Below are 24,978 nucleotides of genomic sequence, written 5' to 3'. Positions count from 1 at the left end.
TCCCACACGCACGGCGCGTTCACGATCGAAGCAATCCACTGACACTTCCTGGCAGTACCACTGACGTTCTCGTGGCAGACGACATCGGCTACCGTCACTTGCGCTGCTTCAACGCCGACGTCGCTGCAACGCCTTGTGGATCGCTTCTTCCGCCGCGCGGCGGCCGCCGAGCTGGGTCTCGGCGTAGTCGTGGAAGAGCTCCTGGTGCCCGAGGTAGAAGGCCTCGAAGTCCAGCGGGAGCTGCAGCGGAACGCGCACCGGCTGAGGCGCTCCTGCGTCCGGAGACGCGGCGCTTTCGGACGTGCTGTCACCGATCACATCGGCCTCCCGGCAGCGTCACGCATCGCGGGGACATGCATCGCACGGTTCCTCTTCGTCGAGGTTGGGGTGGACACGGCGCACAACAGGTGTACGTCGAAGGCTTCTTGGGCCTCGTGTTCCACCTAAGCGATTTCCGGGGCGGAACACGCATCCGCAACCCGAGAAAAACTACTCAGTGATCTCCATCAGGCACGGTAAGTAGTTTTATGTGAAATACATGACCTGTGATCAAAGCCCTGACCAGTGCAAATGCGGATGCGCCACTTGCGGGGATGGCCGGGAGCGGTCACGTAGGTGGCCGACGTCACACGTGAGCAGGCGTCGCACAGACCGGAACGAGCGGCATCGGTCGTCGTCGGGCGACAACGCCGGACACAGTGCCCAGGTTGCCGCTGAACCTCGGGCAGTGACTGACAAGGTCTCACCTCCCCGTCGTCCATCGGAGAACCGAAGAAATGCGGCTTCAGGATCGCGGGAGGTGACGGGCCTCGCAGGCGGCACATGCCTCGCTGCCCGGACGAGCGAGCTCGCGCAGCGCCTGGTCGAGCATGAGGTCCGCGCCGCCGGTCGGTATCCAGCACGACTCATCGTGGATGACCCGGCGCCCGGGGCCGCCCGCGGCCGCGGGCAGGTGCTGCACGCTCCACCGGCCTCCCGGGGTGGCGGGGAAGGAGCAGGGTGGTCGGCCTGGCGGGCGTTCCCGCCGGGTCGGCACGCCGGAGTAGTCGATGTCCTCGATGGGAGTGACCAGGCGAGCGGGGACGCGAAAGACAACCTCGTCGGGTACGACGGTGATGCGGTCGGAGCTGCGCTTCGGCCCAGATGGGCAGGCGGAGCTCGTACCACCAGCCGCCTCCGGGGCCGGTACGGTGGATACGGCCGATGACCTGGGCCGTGACGCTCTGGCCGTCAGCAAGCTCGTGCCATGCCGGCGGCCCGGGAGCGTCCGGGTCCCGACTGTCGGGGCTGAAGGGGTCCGTCACCGCTATGCGGCGGGCGCGTCGACAGCTGGAGTGTCGTGGACGTACTTGAGCACCGTCCGTGCGGTGACGAGGTCCAGACCCTCCAACTTCGCCCAGAAGGGGTGCGTGACGACCTTGATGCTCAGCTCCTGCTGCTGGGCCCGCAGCCGGTGTACTTCCGCCCGGCCTTCCTCGGACCAGCCGTCAGTCGCGGGGCGCTGTCGCGGGCGCCAGTACTCCGGGTCGTGGAAGCCGGGATGGGGTTCGACGGACCACGGGAGGCGGTCGTACAGCGCCTTGAGGGCGTGGACGACCTGGTGAAGCTGTTCCTGCGCGGTGAGCAGGTCCTCAGGGAAGTCGTAGGCTCTGACCATGACCGAATCATAAACCTGTTCGATTCTTGGGGTGGTGGTGCAGCGCTCGGAGTGTCGTCGTGTGACTGAGCGCCGTAGTTGGCGAGTGAGCGCTTTAGCTGGCGGGCCCTGAGCGTTGTACTTGGCGGGCGCCGGTGGGGCGACTTTGGCCTCAGCGCCGACGCGCCTGCTCGCCAAGATGGGTCAGGGAAGAGCGCCGGTACTCATGCAGGTCCCAGCCTGCCCCAGCCGCGCACGGCAGCGAGTTCGCGCACCGTACAGATCACATCCACCTGGGTCGTCCCCGTGCCGCTGTCCACCGTCGCGACCACCCTGGGCCTGTCTTCAGCTGCCCGGCCCCCTCAGCGCCGACGCGGTACGGAACCAGAAGATCATTGAGCCCCCAGGTGTGCGACCACACCAGTCCGAGCTCGACCTCGCAGGTACTGGCTGATCGCCGCATGGATCCAGCACAGCGCTCAAGGCCGCCTGGGCAGCCGTGTTGCCGGGGCGGCCTTTCGAGGCGGGATGGCTGAGCTCAGTGGCTGGCTGACAGTTCGCCGCTGAGCTTGCCGTGGAGGTGGGCGCTCGGCTCGTTCAGGCCGGTGATCTCGACGGTCTTGCCGCGCTGGGCGTACTTGGTCTCGATCGTGTCAAGGGCGGCGACGGAGGAGGCGTCCCAGATGTGGGCGGCGGACAGGTCGATGATGATCTTCTTCGGGTCGGTGGCGTAGTTGAACTGGCCGACAAGGTCGTTGGAGGAGGCGAAGAACAGCTCGCCGGTGACCCGGTAGACCACGGTAGCGCGGTCGGGGTCGGTGACAGCGGTGACCTGGGCGAGGTGGGCGACGCGCTTGGCGAAGACGACCATGGCGGTGATCGAGCCGACGACGACACCGATGGCCAGGTTGTGGGTGGCCACGACGACCGCGACCGTGATCGTCATGACGGTGATCTCCCCGGCGGGGAGACGCTTGAGGGTCTTGGGGGCGATGGAGTGCCAGTCGAAGGTCGTGAACGACACCATGACCATGACGGCGACCAGGGCGGCCATGGGGATGTCGGAGACGACCGGGCCGAAGACGATGCACAGCACCATCAGGAACGTGCCCGCCAGGAACGTGGACAGGCGGGTGCGAGCGCCGGAGACCTTCACGTTGATCATCGTCTGGCCGATCATGGCGCAGCCGCCCATGCCGCCGAAGAAGCCGGTGACGATGTTCGCGATGCCCTGGCCGATGGATTCGCGGGTCTTGCTGGAGTGGGTGTCGGTGATGTCGTCGACCAGTTTGGCAGTCATCAGCGACTCCATCAGGCCGACCAGCGCCATCGCGAAGGCGTACGGCGCGATGGTAGTCAGGGTGTCCAGGGTGAAGGGCACGTCGGGCAGGCCGGGGACCGGCAGGGAGGACGGCAGGTCGCCCTTGTTGCCGACGGTGGGTACCGCGATCCCGGCCGCGACCGTGACGACGGTGAGGATCACAATGGACACCAACGGGGCCGGGATCACGGTGGTGATCTTCGGGAAGAACACCATCAGTGCCAGCCCGGCCGCGATCAGCGGGTAGACGGCCCAGGGCACATCGGTCATCTCGGGGACCTGGGCTGTGAAGATCAGGATGGCGAGGGCGTTGACGAAGCCGACCATCACCGAGCGGGGGACGAACCGCATCAGCTTCGCCACGCCCAGGGCGCCCAGCGCGATCTGGATGACACCGGCGAGGATCACGGTGGCGACCAGGTAGCCCAGGCCGTGTTCACGGTTCATCGGCGCGGTCACGAGCGCGACGGCGCCGGTCGCGGCGGAGATCATCGCCCGGCGACCGCCGACGATCGAGATGGTGACGGCCATGGTGAAGGAGGCGAACAGGCCGATGGCCGGGTCGACTCCGGCGATGATCGAGAACGAGATCGCTTCGGGGATCAGCGCGAGCGCGACCACCAGGCCGCCCAGGACTTCGGTGCGCCAGACCTTGGGATCTTTCAGCCAATTGGGTTTCAGGCCGCGCAGGCGCGCGGCTGGGGACACAGCGGAACCGGACAAGGGGAGTTGAACCTCGTGCTCGGGCACGCCCCTTCGGCAAAGCCGGGGCGTGCGGGAACGGCGCGGAGCGCCGGGGCAGGCGCCCCGCGGGCGGCCCTGTGAAGAGGGGTGGGCCGGAAGTCGGCGTAGAGGACGAAGCGGAGGCGCGGGTGCGGCCGGGCTCACGTCCAGGGGCGAGGCGTCACGGCGGGAAGGCCGCGGCGGCGGGCGTCATGGGCTCGCGCACGCGGTTCTCCTGCAAGAATCGGATCTTCGCCGGGGGCGACATCGGCCCCGGCACGACAGCGGCGGGCAGCGGCATGAGGCCCTCGCCACCGGAACTCTACCCTAACGTTAGGGTAGAGATCGGCCGGGGATGACGGGGATGAGAAGGACCAAAGGATCACGGGCGTGGACGGCAAGCACATGCAGATCGGCGAAGTCGCCGCGCGGACCGAGCTGTCCCTGCGCACCATCCGGCACTACGAGGAGACCAGCCTCGTCGTCCCCTCCGCCCGGTCCCAGGGCGGCTTCCGTCTCTACACCGAAGCCGATGTCGCCCGCCTGATGGTCATCCGCCGCATGAAGCCGCTCGGTTTCACCCTGGATCAGATGCGCGACCTGCTGGAGGCCACCGACCGCCTCGACTCCGGTGCCGAGTTGCCGGCCGGTGAGCGGGAGGGCCTGCTGGACCGGGTGCGCGGCTACCAGGAAACTGCGCGGCAGCGGGTGGCGGATCTGCGGACCCAACTGGCGCGAGCGGAAGAGTTCGCCGCCACGCTGGACGAGCGCCTCACGTCGGCGCGGCGTCCCTGAGGACAAGGCTTCAGTGTCCGGCTCGTTCGCCGCTTCGGGAGGCTCCCGGTTCGGCCGGCGTTCCATGTCCATGGGACGGACGGCACCTTGCGGCCTGGGCGCGATGGGGACCGGCTTGGCGGTGACACGGTGGGGATATGGGCCGACCCGCACTAGAGGCCGGTCCGCGCGGTGAGAAGGGCGTCAGCATGTCGGAGTTCGAGCACGAGCTGGCCGAGGTCCAACGTGAGCATTGGCAGCAGACCTACGGCGAGCATCCGGGCATGTACGGCGTGGAGCCGTCCAAGCCCGCGGTCCGCGCCGCGGCGGTCTTCCGCCGCCGCGACCACCCTGGACCTGTCTCCAGCCGCCCGGCCGCCTCAGCGCCGACGCGGTACGGAACCAGAAGATCATCCAATCCACAGGTGTGCGACCACACCGGCCCAAGCTCGACCTCGCAGGTACTGGCTGACGGCCCCATGCACCCAGCACAGCGCTCATGGAACACCTGGTTGCCGATTTCGCCCGAATCGGGGGCAGAACCATGGCCCCGGCGCTACTCTGCCCGCCAACTACGGCGCTCAGGCTCGCCAACTACGGGGCTCAGTCACACGCGGGCAGTGAGCCGAAGCACGATAGTTGTCACAAAGGCGCGCTTGTTGTCATCGAGACCGCGGGGAGCTGACCACGGGAGCCGAGCGCACAGCCCGACCACGCCGACTTACCCCGTCGTCGGCCCCAGAGGGCGCCGCGCAGCTTCCCGCCCGCTTCCCGGAGCGGAACGTTCCGTCACTGGATGAGGAGGGTGCTGGGCACCCTGGTGCCGTAGCCGTGACTGTGGTTGCCTCAGGGGTTCGACTGGACACGGGGGGTGTCGCATGGATGCGGCAGGGAGCATGGCGTTATCAGCCGTACAGATACTGACCGGCATGGCGGCAGGGGCGGCTACGGCAGTGGGGGCCGAAGCGGGCCGGGCGGTGGGCGACCTCGTGCGGGCGCGGCTCGGCACTTCCGAGGACGGTCGTGCCGCCCTCGCCGGGATAAGCGCCGATCCGGCGGATCCCTTGGCGACACAGGGACTCCAGGAGGCGATCCGGGAGGCACTGGCGGCCGATCCCGATTTCCGGGACCGCATGGCGGCAGTGCTCGCCGGTCCGCCTCCGGCCGCTGCGCCTGTGTACACCGTCACCCCCTCGTACAACGGCAGCATCGTCATCGGAAGCGGCAGCACGGTGCGGCGCAGCCAGATCTCGCTGGGGCCGCTGACGATCACCAACACCCGCACCACCCGCGCCTCCCTCACCGGAATCGCCGCCATACTGCTCGCGCTGATGTCCCTGGCGGTCTACGGCGGAGTCCAGATGGTCACCGGCGACGACTCCTCCCGACATTCCAGCGGCACATCCTCGCGACACCCCCGCGATGCGGTGTCCTCCGCGCCGGCTTCCGGTACATCCGACGGGCCAGCCCCGGTCGTCCTTGACGCCGCGCGGGCCAAGCAGATCCTCCCGGGCCCGGCAAGCCTGCCGGAGGGCTGGAACCTCGCGAGCGACTCGCCGACGACGGAGCGGTGTCGTAGCACCCGCGTCGGTGGCCTCAGCCAAGGGGAGCGCCACGACATCTGCAAGTCGACCTCGCAGCTCGACCTGCGATCGGTGTACGACCCGGGGCCGGCTGTCAGCTTCGAAGAGGTGCAAATCGAAGTCCTGCCGTACACCAGCACCGACGCGGCGGCCGAGGGGTACCTCGGACTGAAAATGGAACAGGCCGACTTCGCCGGCGATACGGAGCCGGCGGAGCTGGCGCGGCCGCTCTACGGGGACGAGTCAGCCGCCGTCACGCTGACGTACACCGGCGTCACCGACGCCGTAGACAGGTCGCAGGGACGGGCGGTGGTCCGCTGCGGGACCGTAGTGGCCGCCGTCTACGTCATGAACGAGAACGGCAGCACTGTCGATCTCGGCGCGCTCAGCGCCCTCACCCAGGCGGTGGCTGCCCGCGCCCAGCAGGCGCCGGACGGTGAGGCTCCCACTGCCGCCGTCGAACTGTGAGGCAGGTTCCCCGATCGATGCTTGCCCCTCCCCTCGCCATCCCCGCCTTTCCTCAAACGGACTGCGCCGACGGCGCCGCACGGCAGCCCGATGGCGGGAACCGACCAAGGGCCGCTGCCCAGCTCAGCTCGCGATTGGTGACAAGCAGCATGCCGACCCGGTGACAGCTACGCTGCGTCGCTGATACGTCGTCGCAGGTCAGCAGGTATCGGGGGTGACAACTATTGCGCTTCGGCACAGGCAGCCGGAGACCACCATCGCGGCCGCGCACACCAGCGGTGGTGCCGCTGGACTTTCGGAGCGGGTGCTCACGCACGGGATCGCGCGCACGCCGAGGCGACGTCTCGTCCGGGGAGCGGTCATCGCGAGCCAAGGCCGGCCAGCGCCCACTCGGGCGCGTCAGCGGCCTGAGCAGGGCATCCTGCTGCAGGCGTGTCTACGCTGGAAGGCCCCAGGGGGGCGGAGGAGGTGTCTCATGCGCCCTGTCTGGTCCGGAGCCGTCAGTTTCGGCCTGGTGACTTCTCTGAACCAACTTCTGCAACCGGCGTTCGGGTTCACCAGCTCACCTCCAAGACGAGGTTCACTCCTGACTCTTCCCTCCCAGTTCAGCCAACATAGGGCTGAGTCTTGCAGCGAGCCGGGAGTCCGTCTGCTCAAGTTCGTCGGTCAGGACAGTGACGGCTGCTTTCAAGGCCCGTCGTAGCTCTGACTCCGCGATCGAACGGACGAGCGTTGCTTCAAGTGGCGCAGTCATGATCGCGGGAAGCAGATGAGCGCCCTTCGCGTGGACAGCCGCATAGCCGAGACGTAGGCACGCCAGTGCCACGACGTGATCACGCAAGGCGCTGATCCAGTATTCGGCCTGCCATTCCCGGCCTCGCCGGATGCAGATGTGGGCGTGTAAAGCGTGATGCCAGGCGAGGCCAATCAGGGTGTCGCGATCGGCTTGCGGGAAGGGGGTCTGGGTTCGTTCCTCGCCGAAGATGGTCCGCCACTGCGGGCCTCGCGGGCCGAACTCCTCTTCGGGGCAGAACGTGAGGTCGACTTCCAGCCAGCCGGGCAGGAGGAACACGCGAATGATCCTGCGGTCGGCTGGCAGGTCCCAGTGATGCAGGGCGCCGAGTTCGCCGTGGAGCCACTGCGTCCATCGGCTCAAGGGCACCGTGAGCTCGCCATGGACTGCGAGAACCAGGTCAGTGTCCGACCATCGATCGCTGTGTCCGGTGGCTTGTGAGCCGGTCAGGGCCGCTCCAGTGACGGCCTCGTCAGCGTCGGCAAACTGGATCAAGCGATCTCTGAGGCAGTCCCGTTCTTCGACGGAGAACATGTGTGGGTCCTTTCCGCTGCTGCCACGGGAGCTCTCGCCTGCTGGTTGATCGTGTCGTTTGCCCGGAGGACCGGCTTGGAAGTTCGCGGGCAGCAGCGTCTTGTGCACGCAAGCAGGCGGCCGGACTCAGGTAGCTCGTGCGGGGCTCTCGCCGAACGCGAGGGCATGCCCAGGTCGACCATCTCTCGTTCTCGTGCTGTCTGCACATCGCGTTGAGCGATTTTGGGCTTGGTACCGGTGAGACTCACGCGAAGACATCTGCAGCTCTTTGAAACCGAATCGGTGATGCCAGAGGAATCACAGCGAAATGTTCCGGAGCGAGAGCCGCTCCGCCTACCGCCTCAGTACTGTGACATTGCATGACCGATACCGAGATCGAGATCACCGCAGACCTGGTCCGCGACCTGCTGCAGGAGCAACATCCAGACCTTGCAGGGCTGGCCATCCGCGAGGTGGCGGGCGGCTGGGGCAATCAAATGTGGCGCCTCGGGGATGAGTTGGCCGTGCGCATGCAGCGCATGGACCTCACCCCGGAGCTCCAGCTCAAGGAGCGGCGGTGGCTACCCGTGCTGGCTCCGCGCCTGCCGCTCCCGGTTCCGACTCCGGTGCGGTTCGGCGAACCGTCCGCGCGCTTCCCCAAGCACTGGACCGTGATGACGTGGGTTCCCGGCGAGCCGCTGGACCACGGCTCGATCAGCCGCGGCGACCACGCGGCCGACACGCTGGCGGGTTTCCTCCGGGCGCTCCATGTGGAGGCGCCCGCCGAGGCGCCGATCGCTACGGACCGCGGTGCCCATCCCAGGAACTGCACGGACGGCTTCGAGAACTTCTTCCAGGCCGTTGCCCCCGACGACATCGCTGCCGACGTCCGGGTCGTCTGGGACGACGCCGTTGCGGCCCACGCGTGGGAGGGCCCGCCGGTGTGGGTGCACGGCGACCTCCATCCCGCGAACGTCGTCGTCTCGGGCGGAACGCTCTCGGGCATCGTCGACTTCGGTGACATGTTCGCCGGCGATCCGGCGTTGGACCTCGCCGCCGCATGGGTGCTGCTGCCCGCGGGCACGGCCTCACGGTTCTTCGACATGTACGCGCATGCAGACGAGGCCGCGATCCGGCGCGCCCGCGGGCTGGCCGCTATGAAGAGCCTCTTCCTGATGCTCATGGGGCAGAACGGAGATCGGGGCCTTCCCGGCGGCAAGCCGAACTGGGGACCTGCAGGCCGGGCGGCACTTGATCGTGTTCTGAAGGGCGTTTGATGCGCGCTTCTTTGAACTTGTTCTCGATCTTGGTTGAGGGCCAATGCGGCAGCTCACCTTCGTGGGTTCATCGATCATCACGCGTCGTGGGGATGCCAAGGTCCACGGCCGTATGCTGTCCGTGGCCCCGATCGAGCTGGCGGAGCTTCTCTTCGGCGCCAGCCAGGCTGACCTGGAGACCTTCGACCTCGCCGAGCCAGCCTTCCGTCTCGGCTTCGGCGATTCGGGCGATCAGGTTGTCGCGGATCTCGGCAAGCCGTGCCCGTTGGGACGGGTCAGGTCGGAGGAGCGAGCATCTGACACAAGCGTGCTCGTGAATGCAGGCGGTGCCGTAGGCACGGGCGCAAGTGCCGACGGAGAGTTTGCGGCGTTCGAAGTGGCCGAGGAAGTCTTCCCATTCGGTGTCGGTTGGGGTTCGGTACTCCTCGGCCGGGCGCAGTGCTCTGCGGCGGGAGATGAACGCGCGGTGGGCTTCGATGGTCTCGCTGGGATAGATGGCGTGGTAGCCCATGGTGGTGTTGATGTTGGTGTGACCGGCGATGGCCTGTGCGATATGGGGCGGCAAGCCGGAGCGGATGGCGTCGGTGATGAACATGCGGCGGAAGTCATGTGGCGCGAAGTCCAGAGGCTGGCCGGTGGAGTCGGTGAGGCCGAGGAAGGCCAGGACTTCGGCGAGGGCCTTGCGGATGAATTCGCCGCTCATCCTGGAGTTTTCGCCGCTGCGGTCCCACTGGAAGAGCAAGGGGGTCGGCGGGTTCCAGACGCGTTCCTCGTAGTCGTAGGCGGACAGGAGAGGGATGACGCCGGTCTTCGGGTTGCGGACGCGGCGGATGATCGTGGCCAGGACGTCGGCGAGTTCGGGGCTGACGAGCAGGACGCGTTCCTGGTCCGTCTTGGACGGGGCGATCTGGAGCAGGGGGACGATCTCGCCGGTGGTGGGCAGGCGGTACTGGATCACCGCGTGATGGCTGAGTTCCAGCATCTCCTCGATGCGCATGCCCGTGTGGCGCAGGACCTCCACTGCGGCCCAAGCCCAGAAGGCCCGGTGTTCGGCGAGGTCGAAGTACCGAAGGGCTCCGTCCTGGTCGCGGGCGGTGGCGGTGGCGGCGTTTCCCGTGCGGACAAACATCGCGCCGTGGACGGTGAAGGCCGCGCCGGGCGGCGCCGCGAGAAGGGTTTCCAGGCCCGTTAGGTGGAAACGGTGGTGGTCGGCCGCTGCCTTCGCGAACGGTTCCAGGGCCCGGAGACGCTCGCGGGTGCGCTGATCCATGCGGGCTTTGACCCGCTTGACGCGCTTGCGGTCCGTGGTCTCGGCTTCCCTGATCGGGCACGGCGCGGCCCACGGCCCCCACCGGGCCGGCTCTTCCACCGCCCAGCGGGCGATGTCCAGGTAGAAGGCGCGCACCGTCATGAGCAGCGGGGCCCGGTCGGCGCGTTCGACCACCGTCTCCTTGATGGTGCCGTCCGGCTGCCTGCGCCGCTGGACGCGGGTGCGGAAGCGCTCCTTCCACGCAGCGGCGACGCCGGAGGACAGGTCGAGGGAATTGATACCCGGGTGGTGACGTTCCAGGTCCGACCAGAAGTTGCGGGTCAGGTTACGGGCGAGGCGGTCGAGGGTGCTGTAGTCCAGCTGCGGCCGGCGCTCTTCCAGGTAGTCGATCAGCAGCGCACGAATCGGAGCGCTAGCCACGCCGTGACGGTCGATGAGCTGCTCACAGCTGAGCTGACCTGTGATGCGGTGGAGGAAACGGAGGGTTACTGGGGCGTCGGCGGGCAGATGGCCCAGCTCTCGTAGCCACGAGTAGAAGAGGGTGCTGCTCACCGTGTCGTGGCTGGCAGCTCGAACTGTGGCCACGTACTCGAAGGCGTCTCCGGGGGTGATGTCCGCCAGGCCGCCCCCCTTTGCCAGCATGATGCGGGTCAGCACCAGGCGGGACCGGTTACCTCCGTGGGATGTCCAGTGTTTCGGAGGGACGATCCCCTCAAGACGCGTGAAGCCCTCGGGATCACGACTCCGTTCGGTCAGCGCGCGCAGGTGCCCGCTCGGGTTGCTGAACTGCCACTCCAGCGGCAGGCGGAGCACATCGGCGACAACCAGCAGCCACAGCCCGGCTCGGATACCGCACCACCGCGCGTCGGCCGCAGTACGGACCCAGACATGCCCCTCCTCCGCCCAGCGACCGGGCTCGGCGGACCCGGGAGACGCCTCCCACCTCTCCTGCCAGGTAGCGCCGGGGAAGCCCGACAGCCAGGCCAGGATCGCGCGCGCTCCACTTCTGCGCTCCCATTGCGTGTGTCGCTTCTCCGCTCTGAACGGCTGGCGGTCCAACGCGGAGATCACCTCCTCCGCCGAGGCACTCGTCATCGCCCAGCGGGTCCCCGCGAACCGGGCCGGGAATTGGACCTGGGCCTGGCGCATCACGCTGCCTACAGCATGGGGAGCACGAGGCTGGTCAGCCGCGCGCATCCGCGCGGCACCTGTCATGTCGTGCACACGGGACTTCACCGGGCGGCTCCGAACAGGTCACTCAGGGACTCGGCCCGGTACCCAGCCGCCGGTGGGGCCGGAACCCTGGCCACCTGAGCCTGGCGCTCGTGGTGGGCGCGGATCGCTTCGACGATCTCTTCTCGTCCGGCCGCGAGGTAGAGCTGAGTGGTGCTCAAGTGCGCATGCCCCAGAACCCACTGCACGTCCGTCAGAGCCAGTCCCGGGTCACGAGCCATCCGGTACGCGGCGGTGTGGCGCAGGTCGTGCAGCGTCCAGTTCGCACCCAGCAGCCCGTTGGCCCGGTTCAGCATCGCTCTTGCCGCGTGGTACGTCAGCGGCCTGAATGGCCGCCGCAGGGTCCACCACAGCGCCGCGTGCCCGGCCCGCGGCACACCCGCGCGCCATGCCTCGTCCTGGTAGAGCAGCAGCCACACGAACGCGTCCGGTGATGAAGGCAGTTGCTGGAAGACCGCTGACCCTTTACGGACGACTCCGAGCAACTGCTCGCCGGGCAGCGAGTCGCGCTGTCGGCTTGTCAGCAGCTCGCTCGCCCTGGCACCGTTCGATACCCAGAAGGCGAGCAAGGCTCGGTCCCGGTGGTGTCGCAGCGCGGCGAACAGGTCGTTGAAGCGGCCGTCGGGAATTCGGCGCGGCAGACGTTGGGGCACCGACGGCCGGTATCGGCCCCCGGCGGATTGTCGAGCGGACCGGCCCGCCGTGGCCGGGAGCCGACGGCGTTCCCGTGCGGCGGGGAACAGATTGATGATTGGTCCGGTGCCTTCCTCCAGATGGAAGGCGTAGAACGACCGCAGCACGGCCTCGCAGTGCGCTCGCGTCGATACCGAGTACAAGCGCCCCGGACCGGGACGGCCCGTTACCGCGTTCGGCACTACGGCTCCTCCCCGGACTGCTGGCGCGGACGCCGCAGAGTCGGACAGCCGACGGCGCCAGTGAGCCCGGACGAGTTTCGGCGCGACCTGCATCCAACGGGCGAAGTCCCGCGCGTCCAACCGCGTCGCCCGGTCCCACTCCACACCCCACCCGGCCAAGAACCGCCACCACCGCAGCAGGTCCATCCCATACGAACGGATCGTCGCCGCTGGCCTCGCGCACGCCTGAAGTTCGGCAAGGAACGCCGAAACCGGGACGACGACAACACCGTCCGCGTCAACCAGCACGTAGGGCCGAGTGGTGTCCGCGGTCTTCACCAGCTCACCGGTCTGCGGCGGCACGAAGCATGCCAAATCCCGGGCAGAACCACTTGTCTCATGCACGGCCCGGAAGCTAGCAGATACCCGCCCTGACCTGCGAATATTCTTCTCTTAGTTCAGTCAACGGGACGATTCCGATCAAGGTCATGCCCGCGACCGAGGACCACTCGATCAGCTTCCGGCAGATCCACACCGTCGACGGCGGCCGCATCCGCTACCGCAAGGTCTGCGAGATCGAAGACCGCGTACTCGACCCGGACGAGATCGGCCGGGCCTACGAAGCCTCCAAAGATCAGCTCGTACCCATCAGCGACCAGGAACTCGACGATCCCCTTGCCCACCGCCAAGGCCATCGATGTCGAAGCCTTCGTCGAGGCCGAACGACTGGACCCCATCCGCTTCGGCAAGCCCTACTTCCTCCAAGCCGACGGCGCCGTCGCCGCCAAGCCCTACGTGCTGCTCAGGGAAGCGCTCCAGCGCAGCGACAAGGTCGCCGTCGTCAAATTCGCGTGGCACAACCGCGAGAGGCTCGGCGCGCTCAGGGTCGTCGGCGACGCCATCGTCCTCCAAGTCCTCCATTGGCCGGATGAGATCCGCTCGGCCGAAGGACTCGCCCCCAGGGCCGTCGACATCTCCGACTCGGAGGTCGACGAAGCCATCACATTGATGGAGGCCATCGGCGGCACCGACATCAGCCAGTACCGCGACCAGTACCGCGAGGCGATGGAAGCCGTCATCGAGGCCAAGACCGCGGGCGTCGAGCCGCCCGAGATGGAGGCACCGGCCGAACCCAAGGGCAAGGTGGTCGACCTCATGGCCGCCCTACAGGACAGCGTGCGCGCCGCCAAGAAGAGCCGCGGCGAGGACACCGGCGACGAGGCCGAGGTGCACGAGATCAGCGGACGGCGGCCGACTCCGAAGAAGACCGTCGCGAAAAAGACCGCGGCCAAGAAGACAGGCGCCAGCGGGAAGAAGGCAGCCGCGAAGAAGTCCTCGAGGAAGAAGCCTGCGTCGTAACCGAGCAGGAAGTGCTGCCGGATCCGCGTAGCGGCGCGCCCCGCCCCTGCGACAGTGGGTAACACGGCGGGGCGTCGCGGGCAGTCCGGCCGCGAAGTCTCAGGTGGGGTTCAACGGGGTGATGCCGCTTCCCGCATAGAGCTCGGGCTGGAGCGAGAGGACCGTCACCGGCTCACCCGCCTTGGCCGCCTGCCAGGCGATCGCCGCGGGGTGCGTCACAGCCCAGTCCAGGCCCGGCCATGCCATCGCCTCAGCAGCATGATCTGAGGTGAAGGGAATGGCCCCCGCGAAGCGCAGGGTCACGGCATGCGCCCCGGCCCCGGATACATGCCGCTCGGCAGCCAGAACCGAAAGCGATGGGATCAGAACGCGGCCCGTGCCGCGTGAGGCTTCGATGTACAGGCCGGTGAAGAAAGGGTCCGCCCGGTATAAGGCGGTCAGCGCGGTGTGGTCCAGGACGGCCGTCAGACTCATGCGGCGGCGCCGCCCTGGTGAGCACGGATCCGCTCCCAGGCATCCTGCCCGACGCGCTGAACCTGCTCGGTGTAGTCGATACCGAGCTCGCCGGCGGCCTCGAGGGCCCGCTGCTCCCGCTCGGTCTCGGTCAGCTCACGGCCCGCAAGCTCTTCCAGCAGGTCCGTGATGGTCGTACCGCGCTCCTCCGCGAGGGTACGCAGCCGGTCACGGACTGCCTCACTGGTCTTGATGCTCGTCGGCTTACTCATACTTGATTCTACCGCCGGTAGAACCCAGCGCGGAACGGTCGGCACACACTATGAGCGTGCCCCCGCCGCTTGCGGCGCCGGGGGCACCATTGCATTCAGCGCTTCTTTGTCTTCTTCACCTGCAGCTTGTTCCATTTCCCGCGAGGCCGCTGGCAGCGGGAGTAGCCCACCATGGCCGGCCTCTGGCAAGGCCTGCCCGTTGCGGTGTCGGTCGATCCGCATTTCGCCTGTTTGCCCACGCTTTCCCCCTCCGTCCGGTTGGCCCGTCCGGTGCGGCCGGGCCGCTGGTTCAACGGTGCTGGCCGACGGGGTGTGGCGTAACCTCCGTTTGAGTGCGCGGCGGGTTTCGAGCGGTCGACGGCTTGTTCCACTCGCCTGGGGCGGACACAGCTACAGATGATCAGCGGCTTGCGTTGCAAGCTGCCCGCACGCGTCTTCCAACTCGCTGCCCGCCGCGGAAGGGCCGTGAGTCAGGGGGAAGATGCTGCGCAGTCCTCCAGCCGGGCGGCGAGTTCGAAGGAGGCTTTGGGGATGGTGCCGTAGTCGGCGTCGGATTTGGTCTCCAGGCGCTGGACCGCCACGGCGAGTGACTGGCACAGCGGCTGATCGACGACACGCGTGCTGGCCGCGACACCGGAGTGCAGGATCGCCATCGTGCGGTTGATCATGGACTGGGGGGTGTACCAGCTGCCGCGGTGTCCCTGGCTGGGGGGCCGGCGCAGGAGGCTGACCAGGTCGTCATGGGGGCTGGTCTGGTTCTCCAGGTGTTCCAGGCAGGCGGCTTCGTGTACCCAGTGCTCGGCATCGCGGAGTTCTCCGCGCTGCATGTGCATCAGGTACAGGCACAGGGCCGCGGTTGCGCTTCCGGCGCCGGCGGAGAACTGCCACCAAAACTGTGCTCCCTCCCTGTCCGCCAGGTGCAGCAGGCAGGCGAAGATCAGCGCGCTGGCGGGTTCGGCGCGGCATGACTGGGCCAGGAGCGCGATGTGGTGAGCGGCCCGGGAGTCGCGGATCACCAGGGTGGACAGCTTCCGCAGGTCGTGGGCGGCCTGTTCGTGCTGTGCCGTGCACAGGGGAGTGCGGTGGCGGGGGGCGTCCTCGGGGAGCCAGGGCTTGACCTGCTGAGCGGAGGATTCCAGCAGCAGCGCGCTGCGCCACCAGGTGTCGGCGATTTCGCGTTCGATACGCAGACGTGAGGCCGCGGTGTCCTCGTCGTCGTACTCGTGCTGCAGGATCTCGGCGTCGGCCAGGATTTCATCGAGGCTGCGCGGTGTCATGTCACTCCTCATCGTCGCAGTCCGTATCGAACGCTATGCCCAGTTCCCGGGCGATCTTCCGGCGCGCGAAGTGGCAGTGCGAACGCACCGTGGCCTCGGTGACTCCCATGATGCGGGCGACGGTATCGGTGGAGAAGCCGAGGACGTAGCGGAGCACCATCACGTCGAACTGCCGCTCGGGCAGCCTGGCTATCGCCGGGTACAGGCCCAGAGCGCTTTCGATGACTTCGAATTCCTGGCGGCTGGACTCCAGCACCGCGCGCACCACGAGCTGCAGCATGGCCGTCTCGGGCACTGCGGGCTTGCGGCCCTGGATCCGGAGATCCCCGGCGACGCTCTCCTTGAGCAGAGCCCACGCGGAGGCGGCGGGGTTCGCCTCCTCCATCAGGTGGGCCCAGTTCATCGCCAGGTGCATCAGCACCTGGTGGACCAGTTCACCGGCCGCGTGCGGATCGCCCAGATGCACGTGGGCGTACCGGCGGTAGGCCCGGTAGTACTGGTCGTGGAACGCCCAGAATGCCTTCGGGAGTTGTGGCAGCGGCACCATCAGGGCGGGCTTGGACTGCGACGTGTGGTGGTCGCTCACTCCGGGCCACCGTCCTCGCGGACAGCGCAGGCAGCCAGGGTGCCGTCGCGGCGTTCCGTCAAGGCTGCGGCTCCCACGCGCACCCCGGCCCCGAGCAGCCGGCGGGCCAGTGCCATGGCGTCCGGGGTGAATACGCGCAGCGCGATAGCCGAAGCCAGCACGCTGTTTGCGACATCGTGAGTCACGAGTGCAAGGCCCTTCTGGTCAACAAGGTGAGCAGCGCCTGGTCCCCCCTCGGGGCGCTGGAGAGCGTCCTTGCCCTCGATCACCAGCTAATCGACCACGAGGCCCCAAACGTTGAACGGCACACTCGAGATTTTTATACGCGAAGCAACCGGGCGGTTACTCTCGTTCGAATCCGCTCCCGCGCCACACGCCGACACCCCCGAGGTGAGGACCTTCCTGAGCTCGCGGCAGCACCCCCACCTGCACCCTCTTCTCACCGACCGCAATGTGGTTCTGACATCAAGTAACCATCGTTAATCGCACTCCACTTGCGTCTCACCAAAGCCGCGTGTTCCAGATCACAGATGCGACGGGTGGGACCCTGCGGACCAGGCCATCGCCGCACAGCCGGCCACTGGCCAGTCCACGCTCGGTCGGGATCGCCCCAGCAGTGTGGAGGCGCTGCCGCAGGTGGCCTGGCGAGCGACTTACACCGCGGCGCGGCCGTGGTTCTGGAGCGGCCATTGCGGCCCCGCTGCCGGGTCCCGGCACCATACGTACTGGCGCTCGGGTTCCACGGTCATGCCGAAGTCGCACAGGGTCGGCTGTCCTTCTGCCAGCCACCAGTCCCAGGCAGCCTCCAGCTCATCGACCAGGGGCCGTGGCCCGCCCTGACACGCGCGGGCCTCCCCGTTGGGGAGTGTGGTGAGTGTGGCCCAGGAGGCTGCGCCGTCGTGGAGCCATACGTTCACGCCGTCATCGTCCACGCCGGTGATCATCTGCACGTCGGGGAGGTGGATGCGCAGAGCGAACAGCAGATGCGCATCGTCCTTCAGCGGGCGCAGGTCCCGTGCGAAGGCGCGTTCGTCGTCGGCGGGGCCGGTGCCGCGCACGTGCGGCCAGCTGCTCGCGGGCGGTGTGCCGCGGGCGGGCATGAACATCGCCAGCCCCTGCATCCACCCCACAGTCGAGCGGTGGTCGTCGGCAACGGTCAGAGCGATGTGCCCCAGCCGCCCCCACGGGGTGACGATCCTCCCACCCGGCCGCATCTGCTCCACCCACGCCCAGGGCACCTGATCGACGGCGTAGGTGGAGACCACCCGGTCGTACGGCGCGCCGGGCGGCCAGCCATCGGCGCCGTCGGCGGCCACGACCGCCGCGTCGACGCCGGCTGCGCCGAGGTGTTCCTTGGCCTGCCGGGCCAGTTCGTCGTCCACCTCGACGCTGACCACGCGTCCGGGCCCCGCGCGCCACGTGAGGAGGGCCGCGTTCCAGCCCGTCCCTGCCCCCAGCTCGAGGACGCCGTGCCCCGGTTCGAGCATCAGGGAGTCGAGCATGTCCACCACGATCGACGGACACGACAGGCTGGAGGAGGGCGCGCCGTCGGTGATCTGGGTGACGGCCGCGTCGAAGGGCCGGCCGTACACCTCGGCGGCCCACCGGTCGGGGTCGGCACCGCGGTCGAGCGGCTGGTAGGTGTGGCCGTCCCAGCGCCACAGCCGGTCCGGCGCGAAGGCGTGCCGCAGTGTGTCGGAGACCGCCTGCCGAGTCCAGGGCGAGCGGGCAGGCCACAACCCGTGCTGGTCCATGGCCTCGTCCAGCCGCTTCCGCAAGGCGTCGTAGTCGGCCACGCGGCTACTTCCGGTGCGTCCCGGCCGGCGGCGGAGGCGGCGGCAACTGCCCGTCCGAGTTGTTCGGCGGCGGAGTTCCCTGCCCCGGGTCAGGATCCGGTTTGCGATGTTTACTCACGAGCTGCTCCATTCTGTAACCGCGCCATGATGACGCGATATCAGGGGCGGCGGTAGAGCGCGCGGGAGAGCCGGCCGGGGTGACGACATGGCCGGCATCGCCTGGCGTCGTCTACCCGGCTCCCGGCGCGCCGGACATGCCAGCGCGCTGGGAGCCGATGCGCATCAGGCGCAGGTGTCGAGCATGCCGGTCAGCGCGGCATGCTCTTCCTCGTCCGTGGTGAGGGCGTAGGCGTGCTTTACCGAGATCCACGCACGGGCGTACGTGCAGCGGTAGCTGACCAGGTCCGGCTCCCAATCGGAGGGGTCCCTGTCGCTCTTTGCCCGGTTGGAGCGGGCCGAGACGGCGATGAGCTGCGAGTGGGCGAGATCGTTGGCGAAGGCCCGGCGATCCGCGGTCGTCCACTGCGAGGCGCCGGACCTCCATGCCTCTTTCAGCGGCACGACATGGTCGATGTCCACCTTGGACGCCGCGTCGAGCACCACGCCGTCGTACGCCGAGCGCCAGCTGCCGACCGTGGCCCGGCACTGCCCGTCCTGGGTGACCTCATCGCCGTCCCGGGCGAGGACGATCTCGCGGGTGTCGCAGGTGCCGTACTGGGTGGCCCAGTGAGGGAACTTCGCCCGGCTGTAGCCGGGCGCATCGTCCTCGGGTACGACGGTTAGCTCGGCCAGCTCCGCCCGGGCCTCCTCCGCCGTCGGGGGCTCTGGGAGCTCCGTCGCCGATACGGGACCGGCGATGGAAGACGCAGTGCTCGGGGTGCTCGGTACGGCCCAGCTCGAGGGAGCGGAGCCCACGAGGCCGGCGGTTGCCAGCGTGGCGGCCGCGGCAGCGGCCCAGCGACGAATCATCATGACCGTCACCGTGGCCCGCCCCGCTGGGCCGAACGCCCAATTCCCCCAGTCGTCACCCCAAAGTGGATACACGGCAGCGAGGCTCCATCTGCCCTCGAGCACGCAGGCATATCAACGGAGACCTCCCGCACCGACCTCCTGCTGCACGCCCCCTGGTGGCTCATGAACGGTCAGGGCCGGCTCATAGCAAGCTGCATGATCAACCGCCCTGGTAGAGGGGGTGATGGGAACGCTGCCGCGATCACAGCGAGCATGAAGGGGGCGCGGGCCGTGGGACGGAAAGTCCGCTGCCCTGGTGCGTCACACACCAGGGCAGCGGGGCAGTGGACCTTCATGGCACAGCTGTGAGCTGGTCAGCCGATGGGGTTGACGAAGGTGCCGGGGTGGGTGGCGCCGCGCTGGTCGACGAGGGTGTCGGTCTCCCAGGGCCACTCGATCTTGAGGGCCTTGGTCTCGTTGGGCGGGGTGATCTCGACCCAGGCCGGCTGGTAGAAGCCCTCTTCCTCCTTGGTGAAGGCGAGGTTGAGAGTGAACTCGGTGCTCTGGCCGGCCTCCACCTCCACGGAGCTCCACTTCTGCGAGGAGCGGACCAGGGACCAGCGCTCGCCGCCGTTGATCGAGGTCAGGTCCACACCGGGGAAACCACCGAGCTTGCAGGAGTAGGAGCCCTTGTTCATCAGGACGATGGTGGCGGTCGTTGAACCGTCCGCGCCCTCCTCCGGCACCGGTTGCGCGTCCTGGCCCGTGGCGAACGCGGCTTCCAGGTTTTCGGTGCGGCAGCGCTCGACGCCCGCGTGCGCCCTGCCGCCACCTTCGGTGGCGGCCTGCCCGCCGCCCGACTCATTCGCCGCGGTGCCCGCCTCCGAGCCCCCTTGGCCTTGGCGGCCGAGCCTGTCGGGTCTGGAAGACCTGCTGCTGTACCGGGAGCAGAGCCCCGGCTCTGCTCCCGGTGTGGATCCCAGCCCGGCCACGGTGGCGGCTGCGGTGGACGCCTCCCGCCTGGACTTCGACGCCTGCCGTTACGACCGCCTCGCCCGGGCCCTGCCCTCCCGCATCGTACTGGCCCAGGCTCTGGGCGCCGACGGGATGCCCGAGCGAGCTGCGACTGCTGTGGCCGAGCTGTACAACACAGCCACCAGGCTGTGCATCAAGCTCGGCGAGGACGGCCTCGCCTCCGTCACCGCCGATCGCGCTCTGACCGCTGCTCTCGGCGGTGCCGACGCGCTGACCATCGCTGAAGCCCACCGCATGGTCTCCAGCGCCTGGCGCCGCCAAGGCCACCTGGCCCGAGCCACCGACATCGCCGTCAGCGCCGCACAACAGATCGCCGACAGCCGCAGCGCACCGGACGCCGCGCGGCTGTCTGTCCAGGGCAACCTGTACGCCACAGCCGCCTACACCGCCAAGCAGGGCGACCGGCACACGGCCCACGCCCTGATCGACGAAGCGGAAGCCACTGCGGACCAGCTCGGCCGGGATGCCACCTTGCACGGCGCCGTCTTCGGCCCGAGCCAGGTTCTCCTCCATCGGATCTCCGTCTGCCACCTGCTTGGCGATGCCGGCCAGGCCATCGAGTACGCCCGCCGGGTCGACGTCGTCCGCCTGCCCACTACCGAGCGCCAGGCCCGGTACTGGATCGACGTCGCCCGCGCCTTCAATCAGTGGGGCAAGCCCGACCGCTGCTATCAAGCGCTCCTGGCCGCCGAGCAGGCCGCGCCTCAGGAAGTACGCCGCGGTGCCGTAGGGGCCATGACCGTCTCTTTGATGCGGCACGACCGCACCCTCCCCGGCCTCCGGGCGTTCGCCACACGGGTTGGAGCGCTGGCCTGAGGCGCTGAAACTGCTCGTATGGGGGCTCAGAAGTCAAATGCCGCCCGGCCTCGTGCACCACTCACCGTCAACTGCTGTGACCGTCCAGGCAGCAGCCGTGGCTTCCCAAGACGCAGCCCGTCTAACGCCGCACCCCGCGTGCCATGGACAGCACACGGCGGGCTGCTGGCCGTGAGGCCCCTCGCAAGCCGAAGCCGTCCGGGCCTGTAACCCCGGCCCGCACGGGGCCACTCGTACGAGTGGCGTGGATGCCGACGGCGAACCGGCCCTGGCGTCCGCAGCGTCGCGTAAGGCATGGACCGTATCGACGAGGTGCATGTGTGCGAGCCGGGCCTGGTGGTCCTGGACATCACGGCCGGGGATGAGGAGACCGCGGTGGCGGTGATGTCCCGGCTGGATGAGCTGTGGGCAACATCCGGCGTCGGGCCGGTGCGGCGGGTCGCGGGTGAGCCCGGAGTGCGGAAACGACTGTACGCGGACATCCGACGCCCCGGCTCCCCCGACCCGGTGTAACCGTCGTGACCTTGGCTCGAAGCGTGCTGGACCAGCCCTGGCCAGTGGACGGCGTCGTGGTACGAGGAAGGTCCTTGGGCGCCATGCGTCAGCGGGCGGGATCGTGCTAGGGCAGGCGTGGCGGTGGCCAGGCGGGGTTCCACCGCCAGGTAGTCCACGTCCTGGTGTCGGCGAACGGGCCCTGGCGTTCTTCGAGCACCGCAAAGACCTGGGCGCGGGCGGCGTCGACGGACTGGTGCTGGGCGTCGGGGACGATGCCTAGGCGGCGTACGTGTGCGTACTCGTCTTCGCCCTTCCACCGCCGGCGTGTGAAGTCGGGTTCGATGAGCAGGTCCAGAGCCAGGTCGAGGGTGTCGAACCGTCGTCGGCGCGGGTTATGGGATGCTCGAAGTTCACCTACCAGTTCCGCAGCCGGTGCGTGCCGCCGTCTTCAGCACATCACGGCGGGCTGGCTCTGCTCTCGGGCCGCCGCGTGATGCACGCTCACGCTGTACTTCCGGAGTGTTGGGCGGGACGGGACCGATATCTCGGGACACCCGCCATGCTGTCAGGGCGTGCTGGAAGCCTGCTTGGGATATTGGCTGCAGGCGGTGTGGCTACGGGAGATCGATGTGAGGTACCGGGTGCGTTCCGCCTCTGTGAGGCGACGGCCCACCCGATCGCACAGTGCCTTGATCCACGCGTCGACCGACGTATCCCACGACAGGGCCTCTCCTCCCTCGGTCACGGACCACAGCCGTTTCCCGTCTGGGGAGAAGGCAATGCTGCTCTGCGCGCCGGTACCTCCAGTCCCTGACCAGGAAAAGTCGGGGCGTGGGAGGGCGGTGTTGGCTAGCCGGTCGCCGGTCTTCACGTCCCATAGCCACACCGTGCCGTCCCCCGCCAGTGTGGCCACCCATCGGCCGTTGGGATCCGCCGCGAGGCCGTATCGTCCGGCTCCGTCCGATCGCCAGCGCAACTTGCCTGTTCGTGCGTCCCAGTGGTGCAGCACGCGGCCGTCGGTTACAGCGAACAGGGACTGGCTCCCCTCCGACAGCGCCAGAGAGTCGATGGAGGAACCGCTCAGGTCCAGTTGACGCACCCGGCGTCCGGACGGGAGTTCGTAGACGTTGACGTGGCCGTTCTTGGTTGCCCCTGCGGCGAGCGTGCCCTCCCTGCCAAGTGCTGTCTGGTACTCAGTCACGCCGGATTCTTTCCACTCGTTTTCCGTCAGGCGCGGCACCATACGCTCGACCGCCGTTGAGATTTTCCCTGACTTGGGGTCGAGCAGGAGGACGGAACCGTCGGAGGGCATGACCACGACTCGGCCGTCGGGTCGTGTGGCAATGCGGGTGGGGCCGAATGTGTCGGAGTGCTCGGGCAACCGGGCGGCGGCGATTCTGCGCAGTGCGCCTGATTGCTTCGTCCACGTCTCCACCGCAGTGCTGGAGGCGGCGTACAGGGTGTTACCGTCGGCTGCTAAGGCTAAGGCGTCGTATGTCATGTCGGCTCCGTCGCCCGGGATATCGGTTTCCGGGGACCACAGGTGAAGCGTGGATGGGGAGTCGGTGTCGCTTTCCTGGCTCCATGCGACATGTCCGTCCGGTCCCACGGCAAGGGCGGGCTGAGTCTCCACCGTCGCGCCGTCAGGAATCTTGACGCTGTGTCGATGCATGGTGGGTCCCGCTTTGCCAAGGGCCCACAGGGCGATGGTGTTGCCGTCGGCCGAAGCCAGGCGGTCGCCTTTACCTGGCGAAAAGGCCAGTTCAGAGGGTGCTTTGACTCCAGGGAGCATGTCGAGGACCGTCTCCGTCGGGTCTTTCTCCCCTACTGCCGTTCCCAGGGCGAGGCCTTGGCTCGTGCCCACCGCGATCCTGTTGCCATCTGAGACAGCCAAGCTGGTCGCTTCTTTGCCGGAGAGGGTCGGCCGTGCGCCACAGCCGCCCTCTTTGGAGCCCAACCCCGGGAACTTTCCCTTATTCAGTTCCGCGATGGACTCCAGGGCCAAGGCCCCAAACTTTATGAACCCAAAGCAGTTCCCGCTGGGCGACGCGGCAGAGACGTATCCGTTCGCGGGGTAGAGCACGTCGTCGGACGACTTGAGCTTCCGGAGTCTGTCGTCGTAGAAGCGATAGCCCATCGCGGTGACCACTGCCAGTTTGTTTCCCTTGTCCCAGAAGGCAAGGTCTAATGCTCCGGCTTGCAGACCCGTGTCGACGTGCAAGGCCGGCTCACTGTCTTCTGCTCTGTACAGCCTGAGTGTGCCGTTGTCATCGATGGCTGCAAGGTCATGGCTGGAGGGGCGGAATGCCAGCGCGTAGACCCTGCCGGCACTGGCGGACAGGCGCCGGGTGTGATGGGTGTGCAGGTCGTGGATGACGGTCTGGCCTGAACTGGTGCCGATGGCCAGCAGTTGGTCGTCGTCGCTGAATACCAGCGAGGTGACCTCGCCTGAGACCGAAACACGGCCTGCCGTGCGGGTCCCGTCGGACGTCCAGATAGTAACCGACCCCTTGGCGGTGCCGGCGGCCGCGTAGCGGGGCGAGGTGGTGAGAGCCAGTGCCGTCACTCTCCCGTCGCCGCGCACGAAGCGGACCAGATGAGGGCTGCCGGTTGTCAGCTGGTACAGCGCTGACATGGTCTCCGGGGTCTTTTTCACCTGGTATGCCTGAAGGGCCAGGAGCGATGCGACCTCAAGGTCATCGCTACTCAAGTTCAATGCTGTCGCGGCCAGTTGACGAGCGGTGGCAATGCGCGCCTGTTCCTGCGCAGTGTTCCGCTGCACGATGGCATAGACGGCCACTGCGGAGGCCAGGAGGGCGAGCGCGGTGATCGCGGCCACCATCGCTCGGCGGAAGTGTTGGAACTTCCGACGCTGGAGCACGTCCTCGCCGATGAGTTCGTCCTTGGGACGCTTGTGCAGGGGAGCAGCCAGGTCGGCTACGCATGCGCGGAACTGCGGCTCGCGCAGGTCGCCTGTGTGGTTTTGGCCCATCCACCGCAGGTCCACGTGGCGTGGTTCCTCGTTGAAGAAGCCGCTGAGCGCGGGTGAGAGGCACGTGGTCCGGGTCCAGTCGAAATCCTGCGCCGTGTGGTCCCAGTGGAGCTCGCCTCCTGTGACGACCAGTAACAGATTTCTTGCGCGAGGCCCCTGCCGCCACCAGGAGATCTCCTTGGCTACCCAGGTGGAGCGTGCGGACTGGGGCGACGCCATCAGCACGAGGAACTCGGAGTCGGCAAGAGCCTGCTCCACTGTGCTCCATAGGCCTGGATCGGCCGACAGGGCCGCGTTGTCGAGGAAGACCCGAAGAGCCCGCATGCTGTTCCAGGGCCTGGCGAAGTGATGCAGGGCATCGCGCAGATGCTGCGCTCGACGGGTGTCCGCTTCATGGCTGTAGGAGATGAATGCCGCGTAGCGCATCGTGGAGTTCCTACCTTCCGCACAACTACTGGGCGCTGCAGGCATTCTTGTCGAATGGTGTGTCAACAAACCTGA

Annotated in this window: 21 protein-coding genes and 2 pseudogenes; 6 read left to right on the top strand and 17 right to left on the bottom strand. The window is 67.9% G+C overall.

Features of this window, described 5'->3' with window-relative positions; translation table 11 throughout:
- Positions 1-108 precede the first annotated feature (108 nt).
- The 4 genes from J5X86_RS46745 to J5X86_RS46730 form a co-directional block, all read right to left on the bottom strand.
- Positions 109-258 (bottom strand): hypothetical protein, encoded by a 150-nt coding sequence (locus J5X86_RS46745; RefSeq protein WP_208522700.1) that lies wholly within the window; start codon positions 256-258, stop codon positions 109-111.
- 526 nt (positions 259-784) lie between these two features.
- Positions 785-961, bottom strand: coding sequence for a DUF6233 domain-containing protein (locus tag J5X86_RS51590; protein WP_243983197.1), 177 nt, complete (start codon positions 959-961; stop codon positions 785-787).
- Positions 962-1,306: 345 nt separating this feature from the next.
- Positions 1,307-1,657 (bottom strand): hypothetical protein, encoded by a 351-nt coding sequence (locus J5X86_RS46735; RefSeq protein ID WP_208522699.1) that lies wholly within the window; start codon positions 1,655-1,657, stop codon positions 1,307-1,309.
- A 517-nt stretch (positions 1,658-2,174) separates the two neighbouring features.
- Positions 2,175-3,665 (bottom strand): SulP family inorganic anion transporter, encoded by a 1,491-nt coding sequence (locus J5X86_RS46730; protein WP_308124953.1) that lies wholly within the window; start codon positions 3,663-3,665, stop codon positions 2,175-2,177.
- Positions 3,666-4,070: 405 nt separating this feature from the next.
- Here J5X86_RS46730 and J5X86_RS46725 point away from each other — a divergent pair, with 405 nt between their 5' ends.
- A complete protein-coding gene (locus J5X86_RS46725; RefSeq protein ID WP_208522697.1) occupies positions 4,071-4,475 on the top strand; it encodes a MerR family transcriptional regulator in 405 nt (134 codons plus the stop codon).
- A gap of 908 nt (positions 4,476-5,383) precedes the next feature.
- Positions 5,384-6,505, top strand: coding sequence for a hypothetical protein (locus tag J5X86_RS46720; protein WP_208522696.1), 1,122 nt, complete (start codon positions 5,384-5,386; stop codon positions 6,503-6,505).
- A gap of 580 nt (positions 6,506-7,085) precedes the next feature.
- On the opposite strand, the gene J5X86_RS46715 is transcribed toward J5X86_RS46720, so the two are convergent.
- Complete coding sequence (locus J5X86_RS46715; protein WP_208522695.1) at positions 7,086-7,832, bottom strand: hypothetical protein; 747 nt, start codon at positions 7,830-7,832, stop codon at positions 7,086-7,088.
- 359 nt (positions 7,833-8,191) lie between these two features.
- On the opposite strand from J5X86_RS46715, the gene J5X86_RS46710 reads away from it, so the two are divergent.
- Complete coding sequence (locus tag J5X86_RS46710) at positions 8,192-9,088, top strand: aminoglycoside phosphotransferase family protein (protein ID WP_208522694.1); 897 nt, start codon at positions 8,192-8,194, stop codon at positions 9,086-9,088.
- Between the two features lie 67 nt (positions 9,089-9,155).
- On the opposite strand, the gene J5X86_RS46705 is transcribed toward J5X86_RS46710, so the two are convergent.
- The 3 genes and pseudogenes from J5X86_RS46705 to J5X86_RS52295 form a co-directional block, all read right to left on the bottom strand.
- Positions 9,156-11,507 carry a site-specific integrase gene (locus J5X86_RS46705; RefSeq protein WP_243983196.1) on the bottom strand — a complete coding sequence of 784 codons (2,352 nt, stop codon included), beginning with the start codon at positions 11,505-11,507 and terminating at the stop codon, positions 9,156-9,158.
- 83 nt (positions 11,508-11,590) lie between these two features.
- Entirely contained in the window at positions 11,591-12,466 is an 876-nt protein-coding gene (locus J5X86_RS46700; RefSeq protein WP_308124954.1) for a site-specific integrase, read from the bottom strand.
- A gap of 54 nt (positions 12,467-12,520) precedes the next feature.
- Positions 12,521-12,754: pseudogene (locus J5X86_RS52295) on the bottom strand (site-specific integrase); the annotation flags it as partial.
- A 179-nt stretch (positions 12,755-12,933) separates the two neighbouring features.
- Between J5X86_RS52295 and J5X86_RS46695 the strand changes: the two are divergent.
- Positions 12,934-13,804 (top strand): annotated as a pseudogene (locus J5X86_RS46695) (Ku protein).
- Between the two features lie 99 nt (positions 13,805-13,903).
- Here J5X86_RS46695 and J5X86_RS46690 read toward each other — a convergent pair.
- The 8 genes from J5X86_RS46690 to J5X86_RS46655 all read right to left on the bottom strand — a co-directional run bounded on the left by J5X86_RS46690 (position 13,904) and on the right by J5X86_RS46655 (position 20,131).
- Complete coding sequence (locus J5X86_RS46690; RefSeq protein WP_208522692.1) at positions 13,904-14,278, bottom strand: hypothetical protein; 375 nt, start codon at positions 14,276-14,278, stop codon at positions 13,904-13,906.
- Complete coding sequence (locus J5X86_RS46685; RefSeq protein WP_208522691.1) at positions 14,275-14,529, bottom strand: hypothetical protein; 255 nt, start codon at positions 14,527-14,529, stop codon at positions 14,275-14,277. Before J5X86_RS46685 ends, J5X86_RS46690 begins: the two co-directional genes overlap by 4 nt.
- A 470-nt stretch (positions 14,530-14,999) precedes the next feature.
- Complete coding sequence (locus tag J5X86_RS46680) at positions 15,000-15,806, bottom strand: hypothetical protein (protein ID WP_208522690.1); 807 nt, start codon at positions 15,804-15,806, stop codon at positions 15,000-15,002.
- 1 nt (position 15,807) lies between these two features.
- Positions 15,808-16,392, bottom strand: coding sequence for a sigma-70 family RNA polymerase sigma factor (locus tag J5X86_RS46675; protein WP_308124952.1), 585 nt, complete (start codon positions 16,390-16,392; stop codon positions 15,808-15,810).
- Positions 16,389-16,553 (bottom strand): hypothetical protein, encoded by a 165-nt coding sequence (locus tag J5X86_RS46670; RefSeq protein WP_208522689.1) that lies wholly within the window; start codon positions 16,551-16,553, stop codon positions 16,389-16,391. Before J5X86_RS46670 ends, J5X86_RS46675 begins: the two co-directional genes overlap by 4 nt.
- A 492-nt stretch (positions 16,554-17,045) precedes the next feature.
- Entirely contained in the window at positions 17,046-18,188 is a 1,143-nt protein-coding gene (locus J5X86_RS46665) for a methyltransferase domain-containing protein (RefSeq protein ID WP_308124951.1), read from the bottom strand.
- A gap of 282 nt (positions 18,189-18,470) precedes the next feature.
- On the bottom strand, positions 18,471-19,160 hold the full coding sequence (locus J5X86_RS46660) for an HNH endonuclease family protein (RefSeq protein ID WP_208522688.1): 690 nt from the start codon (positions 19,158-19,160) through the stop codon (positions 18,471-18,473).
- Between the two features lie 353 nt (positions 19,161-19,513).
- Entirely contained in the window at positions 19,514-20,131 is a 618-nt protein-coding gene (locus tag J5X86_RS46655) for a DUF4232 domain-containing protein (protein ID WP_308124950.1), read from the bottom strand.
- Here J5X86_RS46655 and J5X86_RS46650 point away from each other — a divergent pair.
- Positions 20,112-20,990, top strand: coding sequence for an XRE family transcriptional regulator (locus tag J5X86_RS46650; protein WP_208522687.1), 879 nt, complete (start codon positions 20,112-20,114; stop codon positions 20,988-20,990). The genes J5X86_RS46655 and J5X86_RS46650 overlap by 20 nt on opposite strands.
- A gap of 294 nt (positions 20,991-21,284) precedes the next feature.
- A complete protein-coding gene (locus J5X86_RS46645) occupies positions 21,285-21,503 on the top strand; it encodes a DUF6207 family protein (RefSeq protein WP_208522686.1) in 219 nt (72 codons plus the stop codon).
- 547 nt (positions 21,504-22,050) lie between these two features.
- Here the strand turns inward: J5X86_RS46645 and J5X86_RS46640 are convergent.
- On the bottom strand, positions 22,051-24,903 hold the full coding sequence (locus J5X86_RS46640) for a PQQ-binding-like beta-propeller repeat protein (protein ID WP_208522685.1): 2,853 nt from the start codon (positions 24,901-24,903) through the stop codon (positions 22,051-22,053).
- Between the last annotated feature and the right edge of the window lie 75 nt (positions 24,904-24,978).

The sequence above is a fragment of the Streptomyces sp. NEAU-YJ-81 genome (genome assembly GCF_017592595.1).
GTDB lineage: Bacteria > Actinomycetota > Actinomycetes > Streptomycetales > Streptomycetaceae > Streptomyces > Streptomyces hygroscopicus_B.
The sequence above is the reverse complement of the archived record's forward strand: the minus strand, read 5'-3'. Positions and strand labels throughout refer to the sequence as shown.